Source organism: Paracidobacterium acidisoli (assembly GCF_003428625.2).
GTDB classification, from domain to species: domain Bacteria; phylum Acidobacteriota; class Terriglobia; order Terriglobales; family Acidobacteriaceae; genus Paracidobacterium; species Paracidobacterium acidisoli.
The window spans coordinates 605,983-623,352 of the sequence record NZ_QVQT02000004.1 but is presented as its reverse complement, the minus strand read 5'-3'; the positions used below and the strand labels follow the sequence as shown (position 1 = coordinate 623,352).

14 protein-coding genes are annotated in these 17,370 nt (G+C 60.9%); 8 read left to right on the top strand and 6 right to left on the bottom strand.

The window, feature by feature from the left end:
• The first annotated feature begins 5 nt into the window (after positions 1 to 5).
• The gene (locus D0Y96_RS13780) at positions 6 to 551 is read left to right on the top strand and encodes a zinc ribbon domain-containing protein (protein WP_117300804.1); all 546 of its coding nucleotides are present in this window, start codon (positions 6 to 8) and stop codon (positions 549 to 551) included.
• 114 nt (positions 552 to 665) lie between these two features.
• Here D0Y96_RS13780 and D0Y96_RS13775 read toward each other — a convergent pair whose 3' ends face one another.
• From D0Y96_RS13775 to D0Y96_RS13765, 3 genes are all read right to left on the bottom strand, one after another.
• Complete coding sequence (locus D0Y96_RS13775) at positions 666 to 1,661, bottom strand: hypothetical protein (protein WP_350449068.1); 996 nt, start codon at positions 1,659 to 1,661, stop codon at positions 666 to 668.
• A 520-nt stretch (positions 1,662 to 2,181) separates the two neighbouring features.
• Positions 2,182 to 4,647 (bottom strand): hypothetical protein, encoded by a 2,466-nt coding sequence (locus D0Y96_RS13770; protein ID WP_252263751.1) that lies wholly within the window; start codon positions 4,645 to 4,647, stop codon positions 2,182 to 2,184.
• A gap of 295 nt (positions 4,648 to 4,942) precedes the next feature.
• The gene (locus D0Y96_RS13765) at positions 4,943 to 6,136 is read right to left on the bottom strand and encodes a catalase family protein (protein ID WP_117300800.1); all 1,194 of its coding nucleotides are present in this window, start codon (positions 6,134 to 6,136) and stop codon (positions 4,943 to 4,945) included.
• A 456-nt stretch (positions 6,137 to 6,592) separates the two neighbouring features.
• Here D0Y96_RS13765 and D0Y96_RS13760 point away from each other — a divergent pair, with 456 nt between their 5' ends.
• The 4 genes from D0Y96_RS13760 (at position 6,593) to D0Y96_RS13745 (ending at position 11,927) form a co-directional block, all read left to right on the top strand.
• Positions 6,593 to 8,497, top strand: coding sequence for a GMC family oxidoreductase (locus D0Y96_RS13760; protein WP_117300798.1), 1,905 nt, complete (start codon positions 6,593 to 6,595; stop codon positions 8,495 to 8,497).
• Positions 8,498 to 8,665: 168 nt separating this feature from the next.
• On the top strand, positions 8,666 to 9,106 hold the full coding sequence (locus D0Y96_RS13755; RefSeq protein ID WP_117301094.1) for a hypothetical protein: 441 nt from the start codon (positions 8,666 to 8,668) through the stop codon (positions 9,104 to 9,106).
• A gap of 3 nt (positions 9,107 to 9,109) precedes the next feature.
• Positions 9,110 to 10,408, top strand: coding sequence for a hypothetical protein (locus D0Y96_RS13750; protein ID WP_117300796.1), 1,299 nt, complete (start codon positions 9,110 to 9,112; stop codon positions 10,406 to 10,408).
• 10 nt (positions 10,409 to 10,418) lie between these two features.
• On the top strand, positions 10,419 to 11,927 hold the full coding sequence (locus tag D0Y96_RS13745; protein WP_117301092.1) for a Dyp-type peroxidase: 1,509 nt from the start codon (positions 10,419 to 10,421) through the stop codon (positions 11,925 to 11,927).
• A gap of 10 nt (positions 11,928 to 11,937) precedes the next feature.
• Here D0Y96_RS13745 and folP read toward each other — a convergent pair whose 3' ends face one another.
• On the bottom strand, positions 11,938 to 12,831 hold the full coding sequence (folP, locus tag D0Y96_RS13740; RefSeq protein ID WP_117300794.1) for a dihydropteroate synthase: 894 nt from the start codon (positions 12,829 to 12,831) through the stop codon (positions 11,938 to 11,940).
• A 29-nt stretch (positions 12,832 to 12,860) separates the two neighbouring features.
• Between folP and dacB the strand changes: the two genes are divergently transcribed.
• Genes dacB through D0Y96_RS13725 form a run of 3 tightly spaced genes read left to right on the top strand, consistent with a single transcriptional unit; the run spans position 12,861 to position 15,217 of the window.
• Entirely contained in the window at positions 12,861 to 14,462 is a 1,602-nt protein-coding gene (gene dacB / locus D0Y96_RS13735; protein WP_117300792.1) for a D-alanyl-D-alanine carboxypeptidase/D-alanyl-D-alanine endopeptidase, read from the top strand.
• Positions 14,463 to 14,498: 36 nt separating this feature from the next.
• Positions 14,499 to 14,867 carry a c-type cytochrome gene (locus tag D0Y96_RS13730; RefSeq protein ID WP_199480289.1) on the top strand — a complete coding sequence of 123 codons (369 nt, stop codon included), beginning with the start codon at positions 14,499 to 14,501 and terminating at the stop codon, positions 14,865 to 14,867.
• Positions 14,864 to 15,217, top strand: coding sequence for a hypothetical protein (locus D0Y96_RS13725; protein WP_117300790.1), 354 nt, complete (start codon positions 14,864 to 14,866; stop codon positions 15,215 to 15,217). Before D0Y96_RS13730 ends, D0Y96_RS13725 begins: the two co-directional genes overlap by 4 nt.
• Before the next feature lie 16 nt (positions 15,218 to 15,233).
• Here D0Y96_RS13725 and D0Y96_RS13720 read toward each other — a convergent pair whose 3' ends face one another.
• Positions 15,234 to 16,163 carry an oxidoreductase gene (locus tag D0Y96_RS13720; protein ID WP_117300788.1) on the bottom strand — a complete coding sequence of 310 codons (930 nt, stop codon included), beginning with the start codon at positions 16,161 to 16,163 and terminating at the stop codon, positions 15,234 to 15,236.
• 53 nt (positions 16,164 to 16,216) lie between these two features.
• Positions 16,217 to 17,365: a S1C family serine protease gene (locus tag D0Y96_RS13715; protein WP_117301088.1), complete on the bottom strand. Its 1,149-nt coding sequence runs from the start codon at positions 17,363 to 17,365 to the stop codon at positions 16,217 to 16,219.
• Positions 17,366 to 17,370: the final 5 nt, after the last annotated feature.

The following is a 17,370-nucleotide window of genomic DNA, read 5'->3' as shown; positions in this document are numbered from 1 at the left end:
ACGGGATGGATTCCACGCCGCAACGCGCTCAAAAAAATACCGGCACCTTCTCGGACGAGCTATACCTGATCCCGCGCTGGTCGGTTGCCGGGGCCGTTCTGGCTTTTGCGGTGATGCAGTACATCTTCTGGATCGTGCTGCCAGCCCATCGCCACCACCCGGGGCCACCGGTAGGCCTCCGCCTGTATTTTTCGATCTCATGGAGCGCGCTGGCGGCACTCTATGTGCTGATGATCGGCTATATCAGCCGCGACTCACCACGCCGCGGTATGAGTCTTCGCCTGTGGACTGTGGTGTGTATCGTCATGCCCGGCGGCATCGGCGCGGTGCTTTATTTTCTGCTTCGGCAGCCGATCATTTCGATCTGCCCGGCATGCGGAGCACAGGTGGAAAATGAGTATCACTTCTGTCCGCAATGCGCCTGGCAGGTAACGCCGTGCTGCGGCAATTGCTACCGCAGTACCCGCATCACCGATCTCTTCTGCGTGCATTGCGGGCATGACCTGGCTTCCGATCATCCGCCTGCACGCCTGCACGCCTTCACGAAATAACTGCGCTCCGCTGCGAGCAGCCGTCCTGCCAGTTTCATGAGGACGGCGTGCCGGTATTTTTCATCCCTTATAGAAAAGCGCCTTTGAAGCCCGGTCTCTGCCGGGCTTCAAAGTTTAATGCGTGCGCGGAAGAGCGTGGATGAGGGCGCCGAGCTGTTCGTACTGGTCGGAGGCGATGTAGTCGGCTCCGTCGAGGGCTGCGGCGTGCCAGCGGAGCTTTGCCGCTTCGAGTGAGCCGAAGTTGTAGCCGTTGAACCAGCCGTTCTGCTTCATCTCGTTAGGAGATGCGCCGTCGAGGGTGTAGAAGCGAATCCACAGACGATTGGCGTGGGCGTGGGCGATGAGGGCGCGGAGGCGCTGATTGTCGGCGGCCGTCCAGTCGCCGGCTTTGTTCTGGCCTCCGGCCTCGACGACATTCCAGGGATTGTTCCACCAGCGGCGATAGGTGGTGGGCTTTTCGGGCTCGATGACGTCGGGCGCGGCCATGGGATCGTCGTCGTGATTGTGGACGGCTCCGAAGAGCAGGAGCGTGCCGCCAACGGGAACCTTGTCGTAGAAGATGGCCTGCTGCGCGTCCTGCTGGCCGGTGAGGACGAGGATGGGACGGACGGTGAGCGGCGTGAGGTCAGCCGGGTTGGCGGATTTGGACGCGGTGGTGAGCCAGGCGCGGTACTTCGAGAGAAGCTGCCAGACGGCGGCGATGTGGTCGGGGTTGTCGTCCTTGAAGTCGAGATTGAGGGTGATGAGCGGCCAGTTGCCATGGTTGCCGTCGCGGAGGGCCTGCTCGACGATGGGGCGCACGCGGTCGAAGAAGTAGTGCTCCATGGTCGGCTCCTGGCCGGTGGCGGGCTGGCCGTGGGTGACGATGGACCAGGACTTCCCTGTTTTGGGGTCGGTGTACCAGAGCAGATCCTGCTCGATGGCGACGGGGGTTCCGGTGGAGAGCGCGCGGTCGATGCGGTCGTTCCAGCGGCCGTCGTAGGGGTAGCAGTTGTGCGCGTCGGTGGTGACGCGGTGGCCGGGCAGGAAGGCGACGTCTTTGTGCTTTTGCGCGGAGGAGATGGAAGCCAGGATGACGAAGACGGCAGCGACAGAGATGGATTTCAGCACCGCAACAGGGTAATCGAAAGGGCGTGAATGCGGGGTGAAACGGGGCAGCTAAGGAACGGTTAGCGAAGGGACAGATAGCGATGAGACGGCCAGCTGAAAAACGGTCAGCGGGAGACTTAGCCAGCTCATGGGTGGGGACGGAACTGAAGTTGATTTCCGAGCGACCTGCGAAGAAGGCCCGGGGCTGAAGCCCCTTTTTATTCCATCGATCTTTCCCCCGGGCTGAAGCCCGGGGCTTCTACCGGATCTCGCTGCGCGAGATCCGGAAATGCAGGTCCTTCGACTCGCTGCGCTCGCTCAGGATGGCAGAGGTTTAAGGTTGCGCGATCCCATGTCTGAAAAGCCAGACATGGGGCACCCGGGGCATTGCATTAGGGGCTGAAGCCCCTTCTTTTCATGCGGGTTACGGCACGGCTAAAGCCGTGCCCTGATACAAAGCCCTATACGAACGTCCTGACGTGGCACCAGGATTCAATACTGCCTTCCCACCTTAGCTTCGCGAAGGTGCGGCACCCGCTGGTCAGAGCGTCTTCAGATATTCGATGAGGGCGCGTTTGTCGTCGTCGGTGAGAGCGGGCTCTCCGGGGTAGGAGGCGGTGCCGAAGTAGTGGCCGCGGTTGACGACGAAGTCGGGGCACTTGCTGAGTGCGAGCATGGGCTGAACGACGTTGGCGAAGACCTTGCGCGCGTCGTCGTCGGTGGCATTGGGCGGCAGCGCGTTGAGATCGTGGATGAGCTTCGTCAGCAGATCCAGCACCTTCTTCTGGTGGTCGAGTTTTTCCTCCGGCGTTGCGGTCGATTCGCCGAGCAGATCGATGTCGGCGAGGAGATTGACGGGCGTGCCGGCGGGGATGGGTCCGAGCTTGATTTCGCCTTCGCCGAAGATGGCCGGGAAGAAGCGGTGAGCGGGGCTGAGCAGAGGCCGGAGGAAGTCGGGCAGATAGCCGCCGCGGATGATGAGCCAGCTGGTGGCGGTGGTGCGGTCGATGTAGCCGGGAATTTTGTCGCCGAGGACCGGATCTTTCTCACGCTTTTCGGGCCACAGCATTTTTTCGATGGCGTCCTGGAAGGAAGCCATGCGCGCGTCGACGGAGGGGCTGGGGTTGAAAGTGCCGATGACGTTGTTCTGCAGGAAGGGCGCGGTTGACCAGATGCTGATGAGCGAGGCGGGACGGATGTATCCGCGGCCTCCGGCGGGCATGGTGTACTGGCTGGGCGCTCCGGTATAGGGATCGTAGACGGTGACCTGGCCGATGGAGGGCAGCTCTTTGTAGGTCTGCGAAGAGAAGTTGTCCCAGATGTTGCCGGCGATGGCGTTGGTGGCGAGCGAGCTGCAGGCGTTGGTGCGCAGGACGGTCTCGGGCACGCGGAGCTCGGTCGAGAAGTAGTTGTCGTCGCGGAAGTCCTTCTGCTGGACGATGGCCCTCATTTTGGTTTTGAAGTCGTCGGTTTTGGTCCAGGCCCAGTACTTGTTCCAGCAGGTAAGGTAGTCCTTGCCGGAGCAGCCGCCGGGATCGACTCCGGGCGCGGGGGTGGGGATTTTGCTGGAGTGGCAGCGAGCGCAGGTATCGGCGAAAACCATGGCGCCGTGGTCGAGGACCTTCTGGTCTTTGGTGAGGTATTTGTCGCCGCCGGGGACGTCTTTGAGCAGGTGGGGCGCGGTGCTTTTGAGGAAGAAGAGCGCCATGTCGGGCGTTTGCTGCTCGGTGGCCTGCCAGTAGACGGAATTTTTGTTGGCGACGGCGATCTCGATGGGCGTGATGGGCTGGCCACCGACGAGAGCGCGGAAGTGCAGCAGCCACTCCTCGCTGAAGAGGCCGATGTTGAGATAGACGCGATTGAGGGCGCCGAGCGCGCCGACGGAATCTGATCCGTCCTTGAGAACGCGCGGGGTGTGGACGGTGTCGGGCGGCGTGTAGAACTGCGTGAGCGGGCCGCTGGAGAGGAAGTCGTTGAACTGTTTGTTATTGCGCTGGCCGCCGGCGAGGGTTTCCTGTCCCCAGCGCAGGCTCTGGGTGAGGCGCGGGCCGAGGTTGTAGACGGCGTTCATGGAGCGCGGATTGTTGATGCTGTCGGATGAGATCAGCGATGTATCGAGCGTGCCGGGGCGCGAGGTGTGGAAGAGCTGCCAGGGAAAGACGGAAGAATCGGGGTTCCAGTCGAAGATGCGGTCGACCCAGAAATACTGCGCACCGACGTTGGAGGCGAGGTTCTCCCATTTGGGGTTTTCGGGATCGTCGGGTGGCTTTACCGGGCTGGGGCCGACGTGGCAGAGGGCGCAGGACATGCCGACGCGATAGGGACGGACGAGATTTTTGTCGTTGTAGTAATTCGGGTCGGAGTAATAGCGCTTCGCGTCCCAGTGTTTGGCGGCGGCAGCGTCGAAGTCGGGGTTGGGAAAGAGGCGCAGCCCGACGACGCCGGATGCGTATCCGTAGTAGGAGCCGACGGGGACGGTTTTGCCGCGCGCGCCGATTTTGACGCCGGGATATTTCTGCTCATTTTCGAAGGGATCGCCGGGGCAGCTCGGGTCGCGCTGATCGAGCCAGAGGCCGTAGCGGTTGGGGTCGGGGCCGGTGGCTTTTTTGAAGCAGGGCTCGTTGACGAGGCCGAGCCAGGTCCAGCGATTGTCGCGGCTGGCCTGCAAACCGGGATACGACGATAAGGTCTTGAGCAGGTCGAGGGTGCCGACGCTGGTGTTGGTGAGCCCGTCCCAAAGGCGATCGTCGCCGCCGGTCCAGACGAGCCACATGTTGCGGCCCTTGATTTCGTCGGAGGACAGGGCGATGGCGCCGTCCATGTCGTGGAAGTAGTCTTCATCGGCGGCCGGGAAAGAGGCGGCGTCGCGTCCGGCGCGGAGGGCCTCGTCTTTGACGGTTCCGGGAGCGGGCTGGCAGGCGGAGAGAAGCGAGAGCAGGGCCGAGGCGAGCGCGATGGTCGCGCCGCGAAGTGCGAAACGGGACAAATGGAATCGGGCGGTCGTCATTTCCGTTCCTTTGAGACTGCGGGGATGCGAAGCGGCGACAGGAGCTGCAGAGCGGCGGAGCTAAGACAAAGCAGAGTGGCCTGAACTGCCGTCTGTCACCTGGGGATGGTGCGCGAGCCGGGCGAAGTGTTTCACCATCCGGAGAAATCGCGGCGATGGTAGCGGATTTTCGGGGTGGTGTAAATGGGGAAACCGCATAACGCAGATCCTTCGACTGCGCGCCAGCGGCGCTTCGTTCAGGATGACAAAGCAAAGACAGATCTTCGACTTCGCTTCCGCTGTGCGGAAACTTTGCTCAGGATGACAGAGGAGGGTTACCGGGGAAGGACTCGGCGCCGGTCGGCTCGATGTGCGGGGTGTGGTTCATCTGCTGGCGGAGCGCGGAGAGCTGGGTGTAGATCAGCTTTCGGGCGCGGTTCTGGTTGCCGAGGGGGCGGTGTTCGGCGGTGGTGTGCCAGGGATTGAGGGAGAGGAAACTGGCAAAGGCGAGCTGCTCGGGCGAATCGAATTTCTGACGCGGGATCGTAATTTTTGCCACGGGGACGAAAGGCGATGCGCGCTCCGACCACTCGATGGAAGCGTCTTCAATGGGCATGCGGCGCGGGTCGGTCTGGGGCTGGATGAGGAAGTCGAGCGCGACGCTTTCGGCGTCGAGGCGCATGGCGAGGGACTGGCGAAGCCAGTTGTCGGGCGGGCTGAAGGGGATTGGAGTTTTGTGGGCCAAGGTGGGGCGGACGGAGTATTTGACGGCCTGGCCTTCTCCGCAGAGATAAGGCACGCAGCTCCAGTAACTGACTTCGAGGGGGCTGCGGTTCATGCGGGCGTAGAGGCTCTGCATGGCGGCGTCGAGGTAGTGCGAGTCGAAGGGATTGAGGAAGTAGAAGACGGGCGTGCGGGAGTAGACCTCGCGCTGCAGGGTGACGTTTTCGCGGGTGTTGGGGGTGGTGAAGGTGGGGCAGCTGATGCCGGTAAAGTCCTGAGTGTGCTGCTCGTCGGGGAGGAGTTTTTCGCCGGAAACGCCCATGACCTTAATGCCGATGCTGAGGATTCCGGCGTCAGCGACATCGGGGGGCGAAAGCGGGCCGGGTCCGGCGAAGCGTATCCACGCGGGGTACGTGGCGGGCGCGGCGAAGAAGCCGTGGCGGAAGCGGTCGGGAACGTCGGGGCGAACCTCAAAGGTGGCGCGGACGACGCCGTAGGTCTTGGTGTTGCCGGCGCGCTGGGCGATGCGGCCGGTGTACTCGCTGACGGTGAAGCGCTTCATCTCCTCGGTGATGGTGAGGGCGAGCTGTTCTTCGTCGGCGGTGACGATCTCCTGGCAGAGCCGGGTTTCCGGGTTGGCGTGGAAGACGCGCAGAAGTGACTGGACGACGTTGACGAGCGGACGCTGGAAGAGGGCGTTGAAGGTATCGCGAAAGAGCGGGTCGATGCGGTGCTCAAGGGTAACAAGAGCCAGGATGGCGTCGTTGATGCGTGGGCCCAGGGACATGGCGTGCTCCGTGGTTCGTTCGATCGGAAGGGCAACCGCGTGCCGTGCGCCATTGTAACCACGACTGGAAAGAGAGGGTGGAAGATTTTGGGTTGAGGGAACCGCAGATCCTTCGACTCCTCTTCGAATCGCTCCGCTCCCTCAGAGTCGCTCAGGATGACAAAAGTTAAGTGTGAACCCGCCTCCCCACCTTAGCTTCCCGCCCCAGCGCACGAACACCTCGTGCGTTGGGGACCCCGGTTCCCCACCCCAGCACACGAACACCTCGTGCGTTGGGGACCCCGGTTCGCGAAGGTTGGGCACCCAAAGATTTCTCAGCAGCCATGTCCGAAGATCCGGACCTTCGGCTGTGCTCAGGGCGAGCTATGGGGCACCCGGTGTCATTTGGACGCAAAGGGTGGAGCGCCTGGAACCTCTCTTGTGGCATGCTGGTTGTCCGTACGAGGAAGCACGGCCATGAACGGGAACGAAAATGGGAAAAACACTGCACCGGATGCCTGGGATTACATTGTGGTCGGCTCGGGCGCGGGCGGCGGGACGGTGGCGGCGCGGCTGGCCGAGGCCGGGCACACGGTGCTGCTGCTGGAGGCCGGTGGAGACCCGCGCACACTGAGCGGCGGAGATCCACTTTCGACGGAGAACCGGCTTCCGGACGATTACGACGTGCCGTGCTTTCACGCCTTTGCCTCAGAGAATGAGGCGATGCGGTGGGACTTCTTCGTGCGGCACTATGCGGACGAGGCGGCGCAACGGCGCGATCCGAAGTATCGCGAGATGTATGACGACCGGCGCGTGGATGGCGTGCTGTATCCGCGGGCCGGGACACTGGGCGGTTGCACGGCGCACAACGCGATGATCTTTCTGTATCCCCATGATGCGGACTGGGACAACATCGCGCTGCTGACGGGAGATGCGTCGTGGAAGTGCGGCCCTATGCGGCGGTACTTCGAGCGGCTGGAGAACTGTCATCACCGCTGGCCGTTCCGGCTGCTGGCGAAGCTGACCGGGATCAACCCGACACGGCATGGGTGGAGTGGGTGGCTGCGTACGGAGAAGGCGATTCCATTGTCAGCGCTCAACGGGAAAGACCTGCGCGATGTGCTGATCGATTCAGCAGTGGAAGCAATCAGGGATATCGGCTGCAAGGTAGACCGGGCGTGGTGGTTTGCGGAGAGCCTGCTCGATCCGAATGACTGGCGGACGGTGAAGGCGAATTCCATCGGCATTCGGTATATGCCGCTGACCACGGATAATCATGCGCGGCACGGGACGCGGGAGCGAGTGCTGAAGGTTGCGAAAAAACATCCGGAGCGACTGAAGATCGAGCTGAATGCGCTGGCGACACGCGTGCTTCTGGATCAGAACCGGCGAGCGGTGGGCGTGGAGTATCTGAAAGGCGAAAGGCTGTATCGTGCACACGCGCGGCCGGACAGCGGGGCCGGCGTACTGCACAGAGCGGAGGCAAAGCGCGAGGTGATTCTTGCCGGGGGCGCGTTCAACACGCCGCAACTGCTGATGCTCTCCGGCATCGGCGATCCGAAGGAACTGCAGCGGCATGGGATTCACGTGAATGTGGATTTACCGGGTGTGGGGAAAAATCTGCAGGATCGCTATGAGATCGGAGTGGTGAACCGGATGGACTTTCCGGAATGGAGGGTCTTTGAAGGAGCGAAGTTCGAAAGGGGCGATCCGCTCTATGAGACCTGGAGCAGAAAGCGCGATGGAGCATATATCACGAACGGCGGCGTACTTTCGCTGTTCAAGCGCTCCACCCCGGACAAGCCGCTGCCGGATATTTTCTGTCTGGCGCTGCTGGGGCGTTTCGAGGGATATTTTCCGGGCTATTCCCGAGCCTTTGCGAAGGGTCTGAATTATCTGACATGGGCGGTGCTGAAGGCGCACACGAACAACCGGGCGGGAGTGGTGACGCTGCGCTCTCCCGATCCGCGCGATGCTCCGGAGATTGATTTTCACTCGTTCGAAGAGGGTACGCCGGATGGCGGCGAGGACCTGGATTCGGTAGTGGACGGGGTGAAGTTTGTGCGGCGGCTGACGGACCATCTGCGCAGGCAGGGCATCATCGCGGACGAAGAGCTGCCTGGAGAGGCGTGCCGCACCGACGACGATCTGCGGCAGTATATCCGCGACAACGCGTGGGGACACCACGCATCCTGCAGTTGCCAGATCGGCGCGCGCGAGGCAGGCGGCGTGCTGGACAGCCGATTTCGCGTGCATGGGACGCAGGGGCTGCGCGTGGTGGATGCATCCGTGTTTCCGCGCATTCCGGGTTTTTTTATCGTGAGCGCCGTGTACATGATCGGCGAAAAAGCGGCGGACGCAATTCTGGAAGATGTGCGATGACGGATTGCCTGCGCACGCAAATCTTTCGTTGACAAGATTGAATACGGCAGCCATATTGAAGGACGATTCCGCTCTCTCCGTGTAACGGCGGAGGACCCCGCTGCACAATTTTGCACAGTGGTTTACTCGGCCGGCACCGGTTCCGGCCTGCTCAGGAGGCTGTACGTTATGCCCTGGACGGTTGCACAACTGCTGGAGATGTCTTCCGACGACCTGGACAATCTGTTTCGATCGAGCGAGCCGGGAGAGATTCCGAACGGCGAAGCAGATGGAACGGCGATTGTCGCTCCGGGAACGAAGTGGTCCCCGGAGATAGCGGAGTTTATCAACCACTTCGCATGGCAGGGAAAGACCTTCGATGCGGCGACAGGCACGCTGAAAAACCGGATTCTGCCCTTTGGAATAAGTGCGATTCTCGCGCGCGTTTACAACGGCGAGAGCTGGTTCGACCAGAAGCCCTGCATCGTGCTGGACTACTCAGAGACATCGCTGGTGGCGCACTGGGTCCGCGATGAGATCCGGTTGATCGGGCCGGGGCTTTATCTGGGACTGGTGTACTGGGACAAGGACAGGCTGATTCACTTCGCGGTGCAGTTTCCGGCGAAATAATTTATGACTCCACAGGCGAACCTGACGGTCTTTGCCCCGGTGACTGCCGGCCGCGAAGATGCGCTGCGCTCGCTGCTGGAGTCGATGAATACCCAGCCGGGTGCTGCAAATGCGCTAAACGGGCTGATTCCCTTTGGGGCTCTGGGTGAGCTGCACTTCGCGAGACTGGTCATTCTCGACGATCCGACGCTGGGCGACTGCGCGCTTTACCATCTGCCGCGCCCGAATTATCCGGTCTATCTGGCGCTGCTGTGCGACTTCGATGGCTCCTTCGATGCCTTTGTAAAGAAGCTGGTGCAGGTTGCCGCGGAGGGATTACGACGGATTTTTACGCACTGCACGGATTTCGATCCGGCGCTCGATCTTGAACGGTGGCTGAAGACACATCACGTGCGGCCCGCGACCTGCTATGTGAACTGGGTCGGACGCACGATGCTCGAGGTACGTGAAGAATCGGCTCTGACCGACGCACTGCGCGCCTTTATGTCGGCGAACCCGGCGGTTGCGAATCTCGAACCGCGGCAGCTGCACCAGTCACTGCGAAACTTTGCTGCGGCAGAGCAGAAGGCAGGCAGGCTGACGCTGACGGCAGAGAAAGCGACACCGCTGGGATGGGTGATCGGCAATTTTCTTCATCTGATCGGTGTACCTCTCGCGCTGCTGGCACTGGCTCCTTTTCTGCTGCTGTATGCGCCCATTTATGTGCTGCTGCTGCGCAGCAAAGAACGCTCCGATCCGGAGTTTGCACCGCGTCCGGATGCAGAGCATGCAGCCAGGCTTTCAGCGCTTGAAGATTACGATGTGACCAATCAGTTCAGCGCCTTCGGCAGCATCAAGCCCGGGCTGTTTCGGCGCTGGACGCTGATCTTTTTGCTGTGGGTGATCGACTACACGGCCCGCCACATTTACAGGCACGGCCGTCTGGCGCGGGTGAACACCATTCACTTTGCGCGATGGGTATTTATCGACAACAAAAACCGGCTGTTCTTTGCGAGCAACTACGACGGAAGCCTCGACAGCTACATGGACGACTTCATCAACAAGGTCGCCTTTGGGCTGAATGTGGTGTTCAGCAACGGTATTGGATATCCCACGACGAACTGGCTGGCGCTGGATGGCGCGAAGGACGAGCAGAAGTTTAAATACTACATTCGCCGGCATGAGCTTCCGACCGAGGTTTGGTATAACGCGCATCCGGGGCTGACAGCGCTCGATCTGGCGCGAAACAGGCTGATCCGCCAGGGGCTGGAGAACGCAGCGATCTCTGAAATGGAGCTGCAGCAGTGGATTCAGATTCTGTGAGGGCATGACGATGGCGAAGAATGCTTCGGTCGATTTTGCAGATATGCAGGGACTGTTGCGTTTCGGCTATGCAAAGCTCACGGAGGCCTCATTTCTGCTGCTCCGGATTCGGGACGCGGCGGCGGCGCGCGCATGGCTGGCGGCGGCTCCGGTATCGACGGCAGAGTATCAGTCGCCTCCTCCGGCAGCAGCGCTGCAGATCGCATTCACCAGCGAGGGGCTGCGCGTCCTGGGGCTTGCAGGGGACGTGCTGGCGGGATTTTCAGCGGAGTTTCTTGCGGGCATGTCGAGCGACCGGAGCCGGTCGCGGCGCCTGGGCGACACGGGAAACAATGCTCCGCAGTACTGGCAGTGGGGTGGCGCGGCCAGGGTTCCCCATGTAGCGGCGATGCTGTATGCCCGCGAGGGCGGACTGGGCGCGTGGACGCAGACAGTGAAGGGCGTGGGATGGGATGCGGCGTTCGAGGTGATGGATTGCCTGCCTACGTCGAACCTGTATGGGGTGGAACCATTCGGCTTTACCGATGGCGTGAGCCAGCCCACCATTGACTGGGAACAGCAGCACATGATGCGCGACCCGAATGAGCCGGTACTGGATTACAGCAATCTTGTGGCTCCGGGAGAATTTTTGCTGGGCTATCCGAATGAATACTACAGATACACCGACAGACCTTTGCTGAGTGACGAGTCAGAGGGAGCATCGATACTACCAGGCGCCGAAGATCGCACAGGCATGCGCGATCTGGGGCGTAACGGCAGTTATCTGGTGATGCGGCAGCTGGCGCAGGATGTTCGCGGCTTCTGGAAGTTTGCAAACGGGCAGGCAAACGGGGATGCGGACGAACGCCGGCAACTGGCTCAGGCAATGGTAGGCCGTACCCTGAAGGGCGATCCGCTGGCGCAGGCTGCAGAGAGGCCGATCACGGGAGTCGATGCGGAGGACGCTGCGCAGAATGGGTTCACATTCGATGCGGACGCGAACGGCACACGGTGTCCGTTCGGAGCGCACATTCGCAGGGCGAACCCGCGCACCAATGATCTGCCTGGAGCGGAGAACCATCTGATCTCGAAGCTGGTGCATACGCTGGGCTTTGAGGACGGTAGTTTCCGCGATGATGTTATTTCGCCGACGCGATTCCATCGGCTGCTTCGGCGCGGGCGTGAATATGGTCCGGGACTGACACAGCAGGAGGCTCTGGAGCCGGCTCCGTCTGACGATCCGGAGCGTGGCATTCACTTCATCAGCCTGGGCGCAAATATCTCCCGACAGTTCGAATTTGTGCAGAGCGCGTGGCTGATGAGCTCCAAATTCGGGGGAATGACGGGCGAGAGCGATCCGCTGCTTGGCAATCGTGAACCGATCTCCGGCTGTCCGGTCACGAGCGGTTTTTCTCTTCCGCGCGAAGGCAGCGCCCCACGACGCCTGGAAGGGTTGCCACAATTTATTGCCGTGCGCGGCGGAGCGTATTTTTTTCTTCCTGGTATCCGGGCTCTGCGGTATCTGGCAAGAGAACGCTAAGAAAACCGAATCAGACTTCGGCCAGAATGGCGTCAGCAATACAGGCTGCCTCAACGGCGGGACGGACATCATGGACGCGAACGATCTGCGCTCCTCCCAGAATGACTGCCGTGGTCGCGGCGATCGTCGCTGCGCCGCGCTGGCTCATCGGCGGATCTTCTCCGCCGTGGATGCCGGCCAGCGCGCGCGCCAGAAACGATTTGCGCGAGACGCCGGCAAGCAGAGGCCGGCCAAGATCACGCAGCGCGTCGAGATGCGCCAGCAGCGGATAATTGCTGCCGAATGTCTTGCCAAAGCCATAGCCGGGATCGAGCACAATCCGGTCCGGGGCGACTCCTGCAGCGAGCGCCGATGCCAGCCGTTTTGCAAGATCGCGCTTTACGAGCGGAACGACTTCACCCTGTTCGAGACGCGGCTGCGTTCTCCAGTTATCCGGCCTGCCGCGTGTATGCATGAGCACCACGCCGCAATTCAACCCGGCGCAGGCCGCGGCCATGTCCTCGTCCCACATAAATCCGCTGACATCGTTGACGATCTCGGCGCCTGCATGGACTGCCGCACGGGCCGTGGCCGCTTTATATGTATCTATGGATATTACAGATTCAGGACGCACCCGCAGCAGAGCTTCGATAACGGGGAGGACGCGATCCATCTCCTGCTGCGCTGTCACCGCGTTCCGCGCGCCGGGACGGGTCGACTCTCCCCCGATATCCAGAATGTCGGCTCCTTCGTCGAATATACGGAGGGCCTGATGGAGGGCTGCATCGGGGTCAAGGAACCGATTGCCATCGGAGAACGAATCAGGGGTTACGTTCAAAACACCCATGACCAGCGTGCGCACGCCCAGCCGGAGGAACCGGCTGCGGAGCCTCCAAATAAACTCTTCACGCCGTATGAATGCCATAACTTTTCGATGCTACACTCCGCCCAGAGATGAAAATCAAAGAATCACTGACTGCACCACTTTGCCTTGCTGTTCTGCTCGTTGCCGGTTTCGCCAGGGCTTATCCGCAGATTGCGCCGCCTGCTGAAGCCGGACTCAGCGCACAGATCCACGATATCCTCTCGGCCGATCCCGTTCTGGAATCCATGCACTGGGGCATCTCTGTCACGGGGCTCGACGGCGCACCGATCTTCGCGCTCAATGCGAATCAATTGTTCGAGCCAGCCTCAAATGCCAAGCTGTTCACCACTGCGGCCTCACTGGCGCTGCTGCCTTCCACTGCGACCTGGACAACGGACGTGGTGACATCGGGAAAGATCAGCAAAAACGGCATTATTCACGGAGACGTCAGCCTGCTTGGCGCCGGCGATCCGACGATGTCCGGACGCAGCTATCCTTATACGGGTAAAACCGAACGGCCCAATCCACCTCTCGCCGCACTGGATTCCATGGCGGATCAGCTGGCGGCCAGCGGCATCCATCGCATCGAGGGTGACATTGTCGGAGACGACTCCTGGTTTCCATGGGAACGGTATGGACTGGGGTGGAGCTGGGATGATCTCGAATGGGAGTACGGCGCTCCGGTTTCCGCACTGACGGTGAATGACAATGTCGTTTATCTGAATGTCGCGCCAAGCGCGCAGCCGGGAGGCGAGCAGCACAAAGAAGCAGGCATTGCTACCAATATTGTCTGGTACCCGGACACACCGTATTACTCCATTGAGAACTCTCTGCATGTGTTGCCGGGCACACAGCCTGGCGCGCCTGGTGTCGACCGGCTGCCGGGCAGCAAAACGATCCGGCTCTACGGCACAACCAATCAGAATGGCCTGCATGTTGCGCTTGCCATCGATGATCCGGCGGAATATGCCGCAGTCGCCTTTCGACAGATGCTGCTGACCCGCGGCATTACCGTCACCGGCAGAGCGATTGCCAAACATCGTTTCGCCGAGAACAGCCAAAGCTTCCGCGCGGAAGTGGATCAGTCGGTGGTTCTGCATCCCCTCGACCTGATCACCATTCAGCCGCCTACGCAGGGGCTGCAGGTACTCGCCAGCCATATATCGCCGCCCCTCTCACAGGATGTGACGGTTACCAATAAGGTGAGCCAGAATCTGCATGCCGAGCTGTATCTGCGGGTGCTGGGAAGGCTGGAAGGCAATGACGGCTCGATTGCGCAGGGGGAGCGGGTTCTGCGCCAGTTCCTTATCAGCGCAGGAGTCGATCCAGGCGACTTTATCTTTTTCGACGGCTCCGGCCTCTCGGAAAAAGACCTGATCACTCCGCGTGCCACCACCACCCTGCTCACGTATGCAGCGCGCCAGCCATGGGGCGACCTTTATCGCTCCACACTGCCTGTGGGCGGGGTTGATGGCTCCCTGGCAGAGCGTTTTACCGACCCGGTGCTGAAGAACCGGGTCTTCGCCAAGACAGGGACTCTTTCAGAAGTGAACTCGCTGAGCGGTTATGTGATGGCCGCGAGCGGAAAGGTGCTTGCCTTTTCCATTCTGTCCAATGACGCGCCGTCACCGGAGGAGGTTTCGCGCAGGGCGATTGACAAAATTGTTGCCGCCATTGCCGCAGCCAACTGAGGCCGGGAATCCTCTATCATCAAAACAGACCCTGGCATGCGACCTTTCCTTCTGGCCACAGCAATTGGAATATCCCTGACCTGCGCGCTCACGACTCTGGCCGGATGCGGACCACCGATGCCGCCGTCAAAACCGATCAGCGAGCTCACGCCGCAGGAGGCGCGGGGGTATCAGGTCTTTCAGCAGTCGTGCGCGCGCTGCCATCACGCATACAGTGAACACGGGCTGCGCGGACCTGGCCTGCAGCACCTGTTCAAACACAAATACCTGCCCAGTGGCGCGCCTGCAAACGACGATCGCGTGAGCGAAGCCTTTCTGCACGGACGAGGCATGATGCCGGCCTTTGGGAATAAACTCGACGACCAGCAGGTGCAGGACCTGATGGTCTACCTGCATACGTTATGAACTCATCGACACCCGACTCTTCCTCCGCGCCTCGCCTGCTGCCGGGTATGGCGATTATCGCTCTGTGGATGCTGCTGCTCTCCGTTCTGGGGCTGGTGGGCGTGACGACACACAGCCTGCCGCGGATGGCTCTGCTGATATGTGTCGCGTTCGGAGCGGCGGGAACCGGACTGCTGCGCCTGCAACGCTGGGGATGGGCTCTGGCGCTGGCCGCTGTGTTTCTTTCTGTCTGTTACGGCACCTATGTGCTCTTTCGCTTCCGCCAGGGACCGATGATCGTGATGATCCTCGTGAATCTGATCTTCTTTCTTTACCTGGTTCGGCCGCAGGTCATCGAACGGCTGAGGTAAATTCGCTCTTCGCAAATCAGAATTTGAACCTTACCCCCGTCAGCTCTTCGGAAATCTGCCAGAGACGCGCGGCGGCGTCTTCGTCATATGCCTGCGGCTCGGCCTTTACTTCGACAGGCCAGCCGCGCATCTCGCGCCATCCATCAGGGCCATAGTAGAGGCCACCCTGCGCATCGGGTGAAACAGCGGCAAAGAGCGTGGGCAGAGCGCCCTGCGCATCCGACTGCGCCATCAACTCGATAAACGGCGGAACGATCTTTGCCAGGAGCCCGCTGCCCTTTCCTGGTCCGGCAGCAAAGAGATTGGTAGCGCTGACTCCGGGATGCACCACGATACTCCGGGCCGAAGTGTGGGCATGATCGAGACGGCGCTGCAGCTCAAATCCAAAGAGCAGATTCGCCAGCTTCGACTGCCTGTATGCCGGCCATGGCTTATAGCCGTGATTCCACTGCAGGTCGTCAAAGCGAATGACGCCGCTTTTATGGGCGATCGAGCTGACCGTGATTATGCGCGCAGCCGGAGCGGAGAGGATTGCAGGCAACAGCAGGCCGGTCAGCGCGAAATGACCCAGATGATTCGTGCCGAACTGCATCTCGAAGCCGTCCGGCGTCAACTGCCGCTTCGGCAGCGCCATAACACCCGCATTATTGATAAGGAGATCCAGCGTGCGCCCGCCGGCAAGAAATGTAGATGCAGCGGAGCGGACAGAGGCGAGGCTGGCGAGATCGAGCGAAATAATTTCGAGGGAGGCTTCTGGAAGCTCGACGAGGATACGATCCCGCGCCGCTTCCGCTTTTTGCAGATCGCGGCAGGCGAGGATGACGGTGCATCCTTTGGCTGCCAGCTGCTTTGCCGCGTGGAATCCGATACCGCTGTTTGCGCCCGTAATCAGCGCCAGCTTTGCGGTCTGAGGAGGAATGTTAGCGGCTGTCCAGTGAGACGCCATGTGCGTGCTCCTGTCATTTCGTGGTTGTCCTGCAGTGTCCTGAGTGCAGCAGGCTATACCTGCTGATCGTGCGCCTCACCGAGTGTGACCTGAGCCGTCATTTTGCGCTGGCCGCGGAAGAACGTCACGGTTACGGTGTCGCCGGCCTGATGGCGGTCCATGATCTCTGAGATGTCCTGCGTGCTGGTCACGTTCTGCCCATCGATGCCGACGATCAGATCGCCGCCGAGATAAATCTGCATGTTTCCAAGGTAGGCAACCTTATTGCCGCCGTGCAGACCGGCTCGCGCCGCTGCGCCACCCTGCACCGTCTGCTGAATGAGCACGCCATAATTCGCGGGCAGCCCGATCTGCTCCGCAAGATCAGGACCGATGGGAAGCGAGACAATGCCCAGAGAGGGCCGGCGCACACGACCGTATTTCTGGAAGTCGCCCAGCACTGCTTTTGCAGTATCGATGGGAATGGCAAAGCCGATGCCTGCGCTCTGATCGACCTGCTGATTCGGATTGGTGGCAATGAGCGAGTTGATGCCGATTACCTCACCGTGCGAGTTGAGCAGCGGACCTCCGGAATTTCCAGGATTAATGGCTGCATCCGTCTGAATGGCATTTTCGATCGGCGCTCCCTCGGGGCCGTGAATGGAGCGGATGGCGCTGATGATGCCCGTCGTCATGGTTCCGCTCAGGCCGAAGGGATTGCCGATTGCATAGACCTTCTGGCCGACGACGAGGCTGCGCGACGAGGCCAGCACGGCAGGCGTGAGGTTCTGCCCGTCAATCTGCAGCAGCGCCAGATCGTGAGAGCGGTCGCGTCCTATAATGCGCGCTTTGTAGCGGCGCTTATCCCAGGTCTGCACTTCGATATTCTGGGCGTCGGCGATGACGTGGTAGTTGGTGAGGATGTGTCCCTGCCTGTCGAGAATGAATCCCGATCCCTGCCCCTGCTGCGGCACGAATCCGTAGAAGAAGTCGAGGCCGACGGTGGTCGAGGTGATATTCACCACGGAAGGCATGGCTTTTCTGTATACAGAAATGTTGCTCAGCTCTTCGACATCATATTCCGGAGCCGCGTGGGCTTCGGTCAGCGTGATCTGCGAGCTTCCGCCACCGGGCAGCGCAGCCCGCCGGACGGTATAGTGCGTCGTGAAATACCAAAAAGCGAAAACAATCAGCAGAACCAGAAATACACTGCGAAATTTCATGACAG

Excerpts from the sequence above, each read along its gene's own strand:
- D0Y96_RS13780 (WP_117300804.1), top strand. The coding sequence starts at position 6 with ATGGATTCCACGCCGCAACGCGCTCAAAAAAATACCGGCACCTTCTCG.
- D0Y96_RS13770 (WP_252263751.1), bottom strand. The coding sequence starts at position 4,647 with ATGACGACCGCCCGATTCCATTTGTCCCGTTTCGCACTTCGCGGCGCG.
- D0Y96_RS13765 (WP_117300800.1), bottom strand. The coding sequence starts at position 6,136 with ATGTCCCTGGGCCCACGCATCAACGACGCCATCCTGGCTCTTGTTACC.
- D0Y96_RS13760 (WP_117300798.1), top strand. The coding sequence starts at position 6,593 with ATGAACGGGAACGAAAATGGGAAAAACACTGCACCGGATGCCTGGGAT.
- D0Y96_RS13755 (WP_117301094.1), top strand. The coding sequence starts at position 8,666 with ATGCCCTGGACGGTTGCACAACTGCTGGAGATGTCTTCCGACGACCTG.
- D0Y96_RS13750 (WP_117300796.1), top strand. The coding sequence starts at position 9,110 with ATGACTCCACAGGCGAACCTGACGGTCTTTGCCCCGGTGACTGCCGGC.
- D0Y96_RS13745 (WP_117301092.1), top strand. The coding sequence starts at position 10,419 with ATGGCGAAGAATGCTTCGGTCGATTTTGCAGATATGCAGGGACTGTTG.
- folP (WP_117300794.1), bottom strand. The coding sequence starts at position 12,831 with ATGGCATTCATACGGCGTGAAGAGTTTATTTGGAGGCTCCGCAGCCGG.
- dacB (WP_117300792.1), top strand. The coding sequence starts at position 12,861 with ATGAAAATCAAAGAATCACTGACTGCACCACTTTGCCTTGCTGTTCTG.
- D0Y96_RS13730 (WP_199480289.1), top strand. The coding sequence starts at position 14,499 with ATGCGACCTTTCCTTCTGGCCACAGCAATTGGAATATCCCTGACCTGC.
- D0Y96_RS13725 (WP_117300790.1), top strand. The coding sequence starts at position 14,864 with ATGAACTCATCGACACCCGACTCTTCCTCCGCGCCTCGCCTGCTGCCG.
- D0Y96_RS13720 (WP_117300788.1), bottom strand. The coding sequence starts at position 16,163 with ATGGCGTCTCACTGGACAGCCGCTAACATTCCTCCTCAGACCGCAAAG.
- D0Y96_RS13715 (WP_117301088.1), bottom strand. The coding sequence starts at position 17,365 with ATGAAATTTCGCAGTGTATTTCTGGTTCTGCTGATTGTTTTCGCTTTT.